The 10340-nt window shown below is 40.7% G+C and carries 13 protein-coding genes; 3 read left to right on the forward strand and 10 right to left on the reverse strand.

Annotation, left to right across the window (positions count from 1 at the left end; all coding sequences use genetic code 11):
• Positions 1 to 393: 393 nt before the first annotated feature.
• On the forward strand, positions 394 to 546 hold the full coding sequence (locus BGC07_RS20415) for a hypothetical protein (RefSeq protein ID WP_158006835.1): 153 nt from the start codon (positions 394 to 396) through the stop codon (positions 544 to 546).
• A gap of 92 nt (positions 547 to 638) precedes the next feature.
• Here the strand turns inward: BGC07_RS20415 and BGC07_RS21100 are convergent, their stop codons facing one another.
• The 3 genes from BGC07_RS21100 to BGC07_RS01885 form a co-directional block, all read right to left on the reverse strand.
• The gene (locus tag BGC07_RS21100) at positions 639 to 1136 is read right to left on the reverse strand and encodes a POT-type proton-dependent oligopeptide transporter (RefSeq protein ID WP_235603334.1); all 498 of its coding nucleotides are present in this window, start codon (positions 1134 to 1136) and stop codon (positions 639 to 641) included.
• Positions 1136 to 2008 carry a POT-type proton-dependent oligopeptide transporter gene (locus tag BGC07_RS21105; RefSeq protein ID WP_201258093.1) on the reverse strand — a complete coding sequence of 291 codons (873 nt, stop codon included), beginning with the start codon at positions 2006 to 2008 and terminating at the stop codon, positions 1136 to 1138. Before BGC07_RS21105 ends, BGC07_RS21100 begins: the two co-directional genes overlap by 1 nt.
• Positions 2009 to 2175: 167 nt before the next feature.
• The gene (locus BGC07_RS01885; RefSeq protein ID WP_069311742.1) at positions 2176 to 3615 is read right to left on the reverse strand and encodes an NAD-dependent succinate-semialdehyde dehydrogenase; all 1440 of its coding nucleotides are present in this window, start codon (positions 3613 to 3615) and stop codon (positions 2176 to 2178) included.
• A 204-nt stretch (positions 3616 to 3819) separates the two neighbouring features.
• Between BGC07_RS01885 and BGC07_RS01890 the strand changes: the two genes are divergently transcribed.
• Complete coding sequence (locus BGC07_RS01890; RefSeq protein ID WP_069311743.1) at positions 3820 to 4116, forward strand: TetR/AcrR family transcriptional regulator; 297 nt, start codon at positions 3820 to 3822, stop codon at positions 4114 to 4116.
• A complete protein-coding gene (locus BGC07_RS01895) occupies positions 4113 to 4406 on the forward strand; it encodes a TetR/AcrR family transcriptional regulator C-terminal domain-containing protein (RefSeq protein ID WP_139121582.1) in 294 nt (97 codons plus the stop codon). Before BGC07_RS01890 ends, BGC07_RS01895 begins: the two co-directional genes overlap by 4 nt.
• 84 nt (positions 4407 to 4490) lie before the next feature.
• Here the strand turns inward: BGC07_RS01895 and BGC07_RS01900 are convergent, their stop codons facing one another.
• The 7 genes from BGC07_RS01900 to yajC form a co-directional block, all read right to left on the reverse strand.
• Complete coding sequence (locus tag BGC07_RS01900; protein ID WP_139121583.1) at positions 4491 to 5075, reverse strand: DUF547 domain-containing protein; 585 nt, start codon at positions 5073 to 5075, stop codon at positions 4491 to 4493.
• Between the two features lie 55 nt (positions 5076 to 5130).
• Positions 5131 to 5295 (reverse strand): hypothetical protein, encoded by a 165-nt coding sequence (locus tag BGC07_RS20420; RefSeq protein WP_158006836.1) that lies wholly within the window; start codon positions 5293 to 5295, stop codon positions 5131 to 5133.
• A 131-nt stretch (positions 5296 to 5426) separates the two neighbouring features.
• Entirely contained in the window at positions 5427 to 6101 is a 675-nt protein-coding gene (locus tag BGC07_RS22935) for an MFS transporter (RefSeq protein ID WP_077216702.1), read from the reverse strand.
• Between the two features lies 1 nt (position 6102).
• Positions 6103 to 6813 (reverse strand): MFS transporter, encoded by a 711-nt coding sequence (locus BGC07_RS22940; RefSeq protein WP_077216703.1) that lies wholly within the window; start codon positions 6811 to 6813, stop codon positions 6103 to 6105.
• A gap of 267 nt (positions 6814 to 7080) precedes the next feature.
• A complete protein-coding gene (gene secF, locus BGC07_RS01910; protein WP_069311745.1) occupies positions 7081 to 7998 on the reverse strand; it encodes a protein translocase subunit SecF in 918 nt (305 codons plus the stop codon).
• Between the two features lie 89 nt (positions 7999 to 8087).
• Positions 8088 to 9911 carry a protein translocase subunit SecD gene (gene secD, locus BGC07_RS01915; RefSeq protein ID WP_235602836.1) on the reverse strand — a complete coding sequence of 608 codons (1824 nt, stop codon included), beginning with the start codon at positions 9909 to 9911 and terminating at the stop codon, positions 8088 to 8090.
• A 16-nt stretch (positions 9912 to 9927) separates the two neighbouring features.
• The gene (gene yajC, locus BGC07_RS01920) at positions 9928 to 10290 is read right to left on the reverse strand and encodes a preprotein translocase subunit YajC (protein WP_069311746.1); all 363 of its coding nucleotides are present in this window, start codon (positions 10288 to 10290) and stop codon (positions 9928 to 9930) included.
• Positions 10291 to 10340 lie beyond the last annotated feature (50 nt).

The raw sequence follows: 10340 nt of genomic DNA on the forward strand, positions 1-10340 counted from the left end.
CATGCAAGACAGTTTTTTCAAAGTGCGAAAAGATACATGATGTGATGACTGGTTTATTCATCAATAAACTCGAGTTTGGCAAGGCTGTTTAACTAAGCAATCAGATGGATACATGACTGTATATTATAACTGTAGGATGTCTGAGGGTTTTTCAAGACATCTCAGGGTGATTATATTATCTGCGCCAACGACTACCTAGAGAAAATGTAGACGGCTAAGGAAGGATTAATACAGAATTAATCAAACTGTAATATTCCTTTACTTTTTTCTTAATCAAAAAAAATTTAAACTATCTTCATATCAGGGGTTGTGCTTCGCACAAATTTGATTTATGATGCCCTCGCCTGATCCAAAGTCAGACAGTTAAACCCTAAAAATGGTAGGAGACATTTTATGAACAAAGTACTCAGCTTCCTCGACAAAGTATTCAATAACGAAGCCCTCATCTTGCATACTAAATATGTAATGGGTTATCACTTATTGAATGATCAAGCACGTCAAAAAATTGATGAAAGCTTGAAAATCAAGGCAAGTCAAAATCAGTGAAAAGCTCAGCTTCGCAGCAGCTAACAAGGTTATACATTAAGAAGCCTCAGCTGCTGCAAGCGAGTATTAACTAAAAGTTTATCCTAATTAAGCTAAGCAACCTTGATCTGCTTACTGTCCATGTATTTCTTGACTAAAATTGCAATAAAAAACATTACCATTCCAATGACTAGCGTCACTCCACCCATGATTAGATAATATTTAGTATATAAACCAATACCTTCTAAGGCCGTGACTTTGCCAGCCGGGAGAGCAACAAGTTGTGCGAGCTGCCCAGAAATCACATTAGACATTGCACACGCCAAGTACCAAGCCCCCATCGCAAAGGCGATCATACGCATATCACAGTACAAACCGATCATGCTCAAACCAACAGCACTGACAAAAAGCTCTGAAATCGTAATTAAAAAGTAAGTTAATACAATATAATTACCACTGACTATCCCCTGATGCGCGTGTGCACAACCATACCACATCGCTAATAAGCCAATTCCGGCCAGCGCAACACCGACGGCAAACTGATAAGGGATATTAAACCTAGGGAAACGCTCATAAAACTTAGGTAATAACAAGCCCATGATAATAATCATCACAGGTTAATACGGGTTTCTCCAGATAGACGCATTGTTTCCCACAAAAACCAAGCGATTCCGCCAGTACAACCTGCACCGATAATATAGCTGGAGATGTTTGGATTAAAATAAGCAAACAACGTAAAAACATAAATAACGACTAAATAGCCAATCAACTTTACTGTTTGTTTAAGCTGTATTTTATTCTTATCTAGAGCCTCGATCACATTGTTATATAAGCGGTAACGCCAAGCAAAATTCAAAGCAGACAGTGACTTACCAATAAACACCACCGCAAAAATCGATAATGGGCCGTATTTGCTATCAAGTAGCTGAGGCGCAATAATTGTTGCCAACAACGCACCGATATTAATTGACATGTAGTATAAGGTCATGCCTCCTTTCGCACGCGCTTCATCATCGCTGTGAATCCGTGAAACTAATGCTGAAGCTGTCCCCATCAATAACGAGTTCATTGAGGGAATCAAGGCATAAGCGGCAATAAATAAAGCCGCCCCTGCTTGAGCGACGAAAAGCCCACTAACCATGACCAAACCATAAGCAAGCGCTAAGAGTAAGCTTCCAATCAGAATCGACCGTCGCACCCCTACGATGTTATCAGCCATAAAACCGCCCATCATCGGCATCAAATAGCCCATTGCCTGACTCACCCCCATAAAGGCGTAAGCTTGAGCTTCAGATAAACCTAAGCCGTCTTGCCAAAGTGGTCGTGTTAAATAGAGAACTAAAATCGTATTTAGGGTATAAACTGCAAACTGACTCCAGAAAGTAATCATCGCAATCGTGTTGACTTGGCGTTGTTTTAAATCAAAAAGTCTTGCAAAAAAGCCTGTGCCAGCAACATCTCCGTGCGCTCTCGTTGTCTCCAAAATTCAAATTCCTTCACTCGATAAAACATCTAGTAATACAGTAAACTTTAAAAGATTACAAATAAGCAGCGCAACATAGCTAAAGCCAAGCGAGAAAGCATAATGTTGGAAGTGAAAGAGGGAGAAAATAAAATTTTCTCCAATAATTACATGTAGTTATACTAAATTTATTCAAACATGCAGATATATTTTGTTTCCAAAAACTCATCGAGACCATAATAAGAGCCTTCTCGGCCGATGCCAGACTCCTTAATTCCCCCAAAAGGAGCAACTTCAGTTGCAAAATTTCCACCATTCACAGTCACAACCCCATACTCCAAAGCGTTGGCCACTCGCCATACCCGTCCAATATCACGGCTATAAAAATAACCCGCCAAACCGTAAGGTGTGTCATTTGCTGCATCGATCACTTCCTCTTCTGAGCGAAAGCGTATCACCGGAGCAACAGGGCCAAAGGTCTCTTCATAACTGACTAGCATCGAATGATCAACATCAGCTAAAATCGTTGGCTCAAATAATAATTTATCATCAGCAACACGCTGTCCTCCAAAAATCAGCCGCGCCCCACGTTTTAAGGCATCTTGAACATGACGCTCAACTTTTTCAATAGCCGCTTTATTGATCAAAGGCCCTTGCACTACGCCTTTTTCTAAACCATTGCCCACCTTTAATGCTGCTACTTTTTTCTTAAATAGTTCGATAAATTGCTCATAAATGTCATCATGCACATAAATTCGATTCGCGCAAACACAGGTTTGCCCAGTATTACGAAACTTAGAGGCAATCGCTCCATCAACGCTTTTTTCCAAATCAGCATCGGAGAAAATAATAAAAGGCGCATGCCCACCGAGTTCTAAAGAAACTTTTTTAACGGTAGTGGCAGATTGTTGCATTAATTGCTTGCCTACCGAAGTAGACCCTGTAAAGGAAACTTTACGCACGCGATGATCTTCAGTGAATACACGACCTATTTGAGCCGGATTACCAGTCACTACATTCATCACTCCTGCAGGTAGCCCAGCCTGCTCCGCAAGTGCCATCAAGGCTAAAGCCGTCAAAGGCGTATCTTCTGCGGGTTTAATCACCGTTGTGCAACCTGCGGCTAAAGCCGGTGCTACTTTACGAGTGATCATTGCTGCAGGAAAGTTCCAGGGGGTAATCATAGCAACCACGCCAACCGCCTGCTTTGTAACTAAAATATGCTGGTTTGGCTGGTTAGCAGGAATAACATCACCATAAGCACGTTTTGCTTCTTCAGCGTACCAACGCACAAAGCTATTCGCAAAATCAATCTCTCCTCGCGCCTCTGCCAATGGCTTGCCTTGCTCTTTTGTCATTAACTCAGCAAGCTGTTCTTTGTTCTCATCAATCAATTCTGCCCATTTCAATAAGTAATTCGCTCGCTCTTTAGCTGTTAAGCATTGCCAAGGCTTTAATGCCCCATGAGCCGCGCTGACGGCTCTTTCTGCCTCAGCAGCACCGCATGCAGGGACCTCTGCGATCAAACTGTTATCAAAAGGATTCATGACCTGAAATGTTTGCCCATTGTCTGCGCGCAACCAATGACCATTGATATAGTTTTCTGATTTTATTAAATTTAACGACATAATCTTCTCTTCACCTCACCTCACCTCACTGTAACTTAATTAGAAATAGACGATACGTGTACACAAGAAGGAATAAGCCCTATGGACTCATAATGAATTCGCTTACAATACTAACAGACAAAAATTAAAAAGTAAACTACACTGTGTAGTTTATAGATTTAAGGGTGTATCACTTTATGACTAAGACGCGTTCAGAATTAAAGCGTGAGGCCATCTTGGCCGCAGCAAAATCACATTTTTTTAGAGCAAGGCTTTAGCCACACCAGCATGGATCAAATCAGTAAAGCGGCAAACGTGTCTAAAAAAACAACCTACCATCACTATGCAGATAAAAGTATTTTATTCCAAGAGGTTCTCGGTAATCACTGGCACGATATTGCAGATAACTACTCTATTGAGAGTTTTAAATGGAGCTATACTAATTTGGAACAGGATCTTAGCGATTATTGTCAAGTTTTTTACCGTTTTTTTATACTTGCCCGATACCTTGCGCTTTTTTGAGAATTTTAATCGCTGAATCTGAGAATTTCCCAAGCCTTGCCCACTCTTTACTCTCGAAAAATCGAGCGCCTTTCTCCTCAGCATTGATGGACTATTTCAAAATACAAGTTAAGAAAAAACGGCTTAAAATCGATCATATTGAAATTGCCACCAGCCAATTTATCGGCCTGACCAAAGAGCACCTCTATTGGCCCGTCATGCTAGGGTTTTCTAAAAAACCGAGTAGCGCTGAACAAGAAGAAACAATACAGCAGGCAATCAGTCTATTTTTAACTCAATATAAAATATAACAAAAGAGCCAGATGTTAATGTTTTAGTAACAAAAGCTGGCTTTTATTCCTACTATTATCTCAATACCAGTTTAAATACTATAGCTATGATTCTTGATTTAACAACCAATCATAGCCTTGATATTTCACTACTGTCGTTGCTTTTACTTCTTGTTTCAGTTTTTTATCTGCAAACAATAGAATAAATCGTTTAACACCCTCATCATTGTTAAAGTCAACATTATACCAATCAAAAATCTGTGACAGCTCTAACTGGTCGCCTTTGACAGTAACCGCTCTTGGACTATTAATAAACTCATAAGTCGCTTTATTTAATTGTTGATAAACAATTTTCCCCTGATACGGTATCTGTTGCAAATTAGGGCAGCTCCAAGAACCACAATTTAACGCAGCATGTGTTCTCGGGTCATTCCAAATCGGCCGGATAATACCGTGCTCTATATCATTTAAGCTAATGCTGCGATTATCTACCCGAATCATTTTTTGATCCCAAGGCCCATGTGAAAACCAGTTTGATGATATTTTCATAATGCTTTTTACAGGATAATTTTCCAAAATTACATAAATAATTTCAGCATTATACAAATTAATCCAATAAGCCAATTGCTGGTCCCGGTTCAAATTAATCACATTTATTTTTCCCATGCGATCAATAAAATTTTTCAACATTTGCTTATCTGCTGGCGTTACTTTGTTATAAAGCACAAAAACATGTGTGCCTTTTTTAACGGTATATTTCTTTCAAAAAAGCAGCCCAGTCCTGATAAGAAATCACCTGCTTAGAAATCGGATTAAACTGCTCCCAGTATAAAATCAGCTTTTTCTCAGGCGCTGCAAACCCAATCATGCTACAAAACAATAAGCTAATTAACACAATCAACTTTTTCATTGTAATTTTTATCTCCTTCCCAGCCTCTTTAATAACACTCAACTAATTTATAAAAATCAAAAACACCACATTGACAATAAATAAAAACCATACTAATTTAAAGCCTATTTGATGCTTCATATTTCGTATGGCTATGCTGCCTGACCTAGCTGACGCAGCCGTTTACCTTTCCAAAGATTAGCTTCTATCGTCTCTAAACTAATATTTTTAGTTTCAGGCACAAATATTATAAATACAATCAGGCTAATCACCGCAAAGATTGCCAGCAATAAAAAGAAATGACTCGTTCCAATTGACGTCATTAAAGAGAGTGAATACGAAGCAATTAAGCTATTACCTAACCAATTTGCCGCTGTTGAACACATAATGCCAAATTCTCGACCGCGCAACGGATAAATCTCTGAACATAAAATCCAGACAACAGGCCCATAACCAATCGCGAAACCACAGATAAACACCATAATACAAATGATAGATAGTGTTGCAATTGCCGTCGAAGCATGTGGGTTAAATATTAATGCTAAGGTGATCGTTGAGGCTAAAATCATACATGCGCTGATGTAAAGAAGTTTACGACGACCTATCTTTTCAACAAAACCTAAAGCAAAAAAAGTGCTAATTACATTGACTACGCCAATCAGCACAGTGATATTCATTGAATTTAAGCTTGAAAAGCCAGCAGACTTAAACATCGCCGGAGCATAATATAAAACGGCATTCATTCCTGAAAATTGCTGTATCAGCTGTAAAGCAATACCCAAGGAAATAACACTGATAAATTTCTTATTTTTTAATAATGACTTCAAATTACATTTTTTGAGTTAAGTTTTGGCTGATTGCATTAAATTCGCGATTAATATCGTTATGACTTGCCAACGTGCTCAATGTCGCTTTCGCTTGCTCTGTTCTGCCTTTGAGCATAAGCCAACGCGGGCTACGCGGTAAATAAAGAATACTGAGAAACATGATCGCCGATGGAAAAGCAACAACTCCTAACATCCAACGCCACGCCTCTGCCGAGCTAACAACTTGATTATTCTGAAGGTGCATAATATACAAATCACTGATATAAGCAACAACAATACCGATGGTAATCATCAACTGATAAAGCGCAATTAAACGTCCTCTAATCTCTTTAGGCGAAATTTCTGATAAATAAAGTGGAGCCGTAAATGTTGCCATCCCAAGTGCTAAACCTAAAAAAATTCGGGTATGCACTAACATTTCATAGTCTACTGATATCGCTGAAATGATTGAGCCCACAGTGAAGATAAAAGCGCTAGTGAGCAAAATAATTTTCCGCCCAAAGACACGTGTTAAATAGCTGCTAATAATCGAGCCCACAACTGCACCAAAAAGGATCGCACTAATTGCAAATTCGATCTGATGAATACTAAGATTCCATGATGCTTGCAAAGAATCTTGGATACCCGCCACAACACCAAGGTCGATTCCGAATAATAACCCTGCTAAGGCGCCAACAACACCTACAAAATACGCATATTTTTTGTTTTGCACAAAACACTCCTGATTATAACAAAGACAAACCCACTAGCCAGCAATTTCCAAAATCCAGCCATCTACAAGAATCTTTGCCACATATAACTATTTTTCACGCTAATAAGACAAAGCCAATATTAAAAAAGTGGCACCGTATATTTTCATTGCCACTTAAAAATATAAAAATACCGCAGTTATTACATCCCTTTCATAAAGTTACGACTAAAAACCATGGACATTCGTCCATGGTTATTTACTCTGCATAGCTTCATTTAGCCACCTTATTTAAGGTCGGCTATCTTCTTCTTTTTTAGTAGGCATCATTGACAATCGATTAATACCTAGCTTAATAGACAAAGCGCCCGCAATATAAATTGATGAATAAGTTCCAATCAAAATACCAATTATTAAAACCAGAGCAAATGGCTGCAAAGCCGGCCCACCGAAGACATATAGAATCACCACAACCACCAAGGTTAAGCCGGAGGTCATTAATGTCCGTGACAAAGTATCATTAATCGAACGATTAACCACTTCAACCGGTGTACCTTTACGCATCTTACGAAAGTTCTCACGAATTCGGTCATAAATCACGACAGTATCATTCAATGAGAAACCGATCACAGCCAGCAAAGCAGCTAAAGAAATCAAGGTAAACTCAATATGGAACAGTGAGAAAATACCTAAGATTAACAGCGGATCATGCGCTAATGCCACCGCGGCACTGATCGCAAAACGATAGTCAAAACGCAAAGCAACATACACCATAATTGCAAGAACAGACACAATGATGGCTAAAATACCTTGCTGAACCATCTCACTACCCACCTCAGAACCGATATAGTTGAGGGACTTAATCTCAACCGGCTGATCTAAGGTCAGTGTTGTTTTCAGTTTTACTTTTAACTCGCCTTGCTGAGTTTCACTTAAGCCTGCCGTTTGACCTTCTTGTGGAGCAAAGCGGATCTGCAAATCGCGTGTACTTCCATAGGTCGTCACTCGTGCTTCACGAAAATGAGCCGCTTCTAGCGCATGACGAACTTGAGTAAGGTCTGGGGCTTTTGCATAGCTAACCTGCACAGAATAGCCACCAGTAAAGTCCAGTCCCCAATTAAGGCCCTTCACCGCCATAATGGCAATACTTCCCAAGCAAATCACTAACGAGAAAATTCCCGCCCAACGGCGTAAACCAAGAAAATCAATATTTGTTTGATTTTTTAAAAAAACTCCATACTTAACCCCGTTAAATACCTATGGAAAGTTTCTTAATTGGTCGATTGCCGTAAACAAGATTAATCATACCCCCGTGTCATTGTCACCGCTGTAAAGAGCGACGTGACAATACCAATGATTAATACCACAGCAAACCCTTTGACTGAACCTGTACCAATAGCAAACAGGACAACCGCCACAATTAAGGTTGTTAAGTTAGAGTCGATAATCGTTGCTAGCGCTCGGCCAAAACCTTCGTTAATCGCTTTATGCGGACTCGTCCCCGCGCGCAGCTCCTCACGTATTCGCTCAAAGATCAATACATTGGCATCGACCGCCATACCAATATGCAGCACGGCTGCGGCAATTCCAGGCAAGCTCATCGTCGCCCCCATCACCGACATGATCGCAAATAAGAAGATCATATTTAAAATCAACGCAATATTGGCATAAATACCAAAAGCACGATAATAGACCAACATAAAGAGCAAGGTTACAATCATCGCCGCAGCAAGCGACACTAAACCAATATGAATGTTTTGTGCTCCCAACGTCGGACCAATGACCTGATCTTCAACGATTTGCACCGGTGCCGGCAATGCTCCTGCACGAATCTGGATCGCTAAACTTTGGGCATCTTTCACATCACCAATCCCGGTAATCTGGAAGCTATTACCCAGCGCTTGCTGAATCGTTGCAACGCTAATGACGCTTTGTGAAACTTTGCGATGAAAAACGTCTTTACCATCCACCTTTTTCGAGCTCAGTGTTGTTTGTACTAAAACAACCGCCATGCCTTTGCCAATGTTCTCACGAGTGACTTTCGAGAAGTTACTCACTTCATTTCCAGTCAGACGCACATTGACCGCTGGGCGGTTATCTTGGTCAAAACCAACGGTTGCGCCAACCACCGCTTTACCAGTTAAGATCACTTGGTTTTTGAGTAAAACAGGTCGTTCTTTATCCGTCCAGTACACCGTCGAACCAGGAATGTTTTGGCCCTTCACAGCCGCTTCTACAGAGTGAGTCTGGTCCGCTAACATAAACTTCAGTGTTGCTGTACCACCAATCAACTCTTTGGCTTGAGCCGCATCTTGTACTCCTGGCAATTCTACAACAACACGGTTTTTACCTTGTGAAGCCACAGAAGCCTCAGCCACACCCAACTCATTAACACGATTACGCATCACCGTTTCTGTTTGAGATAAGGCTGATTTTTTCGCTTGGGCAACCGTATCATCACTTAAGCGGTAATACAGTGTCTTCGCATCAGATTTTGGCAAGAGCACCAGCTGAGAGCCGAGTTCTTTACTGACCATACTCTTCACAGCATCGGTATCATTCGCTTGGATAATCAACTCAGGGGCTTCAACACTGGCTTTTTCAGGAGCAAGGCGCATCGCACTATAAGGTATATGCTGGCTGGCTAACTTCATCTTAATTTCTTGTAAGAAGCTTTCAGCCTGATTGCGCAACACCGTTTGCATGTCCACTTGCAGAACAAAATGGATTCCACCACGCAAGTCCAGCCCCAACTTCATCGGCGCAGCCCCTAGATTAGAAAGCCACATCGGTGTGGCCGGCACTAAATCCAGCGCGGTAACATACTGAGAAGAGCTCAAGACATTTTCTATGACATCTTTCGCTTTGAGCTGACTGCCTTGCGTATGAAAGCGCAGCAACAAACTCCCTTTATTCAATGACAAATCACGATAGCTAATTTGATCGCTGGCTAAAGCAGCTTTAACCAAATTCACTTGTGTTTTCGTCACCTCAAAGCCACGACGGCCAATGACCTGAACCGCAGGATCGTCACCAAATAAGTTCGGTATCGCATAAATCGTACCGACAACAATTGCAAACAGCAGAAGGAGTACCTTCCACCAAGAATCTCGTTTTACCATAATAGGCCTTTATCTCTTACTTGATTGTTCCTTTCGGCAATACAGCAGAAACAGCGCTTTTTTGTACTTTGATCTCAATGCCATTAGCGATTTCGATCGTTACAATGCTTTCTTCTACCTTAGAGACTTTACCTAACACACCACCGCTGGTTGCAACTTCATCACCCTTCGTTAACTCAGACAGCAATTTGCGGTGCTCTTTTGCACGTTTACTCTGTGGACGAATGAGTAAGAAATAAAAGATTAAGATAAATACCGCTAAAAAGGCAAGCGATCCACCACCGCTTTGTAAAAAGCCACCACCTGATGTTGGTGCGTCTGCTGCAAAGCTTGCACTGCTCACTGCCAATAACCCTAAGATTGCAAATAATTTTTGCATGGATTTCCCCTTATTAAGTTAATTCTGGAACTTCTTTATTCTGCTTAGCA

It is taken from the genome of Piscirickettsia litoralis (assembly GCF_001720395.1).
GTDB classification, from domain to species: domain Bacteria; phylum Pseudomonadota; class Gammaproteobacteria; order Piscirickettsiales; family Piscirickettsiaceae; genus Piscirickettsia; species Piscirickettsia litoralis.

Bases quoted from the DNA above. Each gene is read 5' to 3' on its own strand.
- BGC07_RS20415 (WP_158006835.1), top strand. From the start codon at position 394: ATGAACAAAGTACTCAGCTTCCTCGACAAAGTATTCAATAACGAAGCC.
- BGC07_RS21100 (WP_235603334.1), bottom strand. From the start codon at position 1,136: ATGATTATTATCATGGGCTTGTTATTACCTAAGTTTTATGAGCGTTTC.
- BGC07_RS01885 (WP_069311742.1), bottom strand. From the start codon at position 3,615: ATGTCGTTAAATTTAATAAAATCAGAAAACTATATCAATGGTCATTGG.
- BGC07_RS01900 (WP_139121583.1), bottom strand. From the start codon at position 5,075: ATGTTGAAAAATTTTATTGATCGCATGGGAAAAATAAATGTGATTAAT.
- BGC07_RS20420 (WP_158006836.1), bottom strand. From the start codon at position 5,295: ATGAAAAAGTTGATTGTGTTAATTAGCTTATTGTTTTGTAGCATGATT.
- secD (WP_235602836.1), bottom strand. From the start codon at position 9,911: ATGGTAAAACGAGATTCTTGGTGGAAGGTACTCCTTCTGCTGTTTGCA.
- yajC (WP_069311746.1), bottom strand. From the start codon at position 10,290: ATGCAAAAATTATTTGCAATCTTAGGGTTATTGGCAGTGAGCAGTGCA.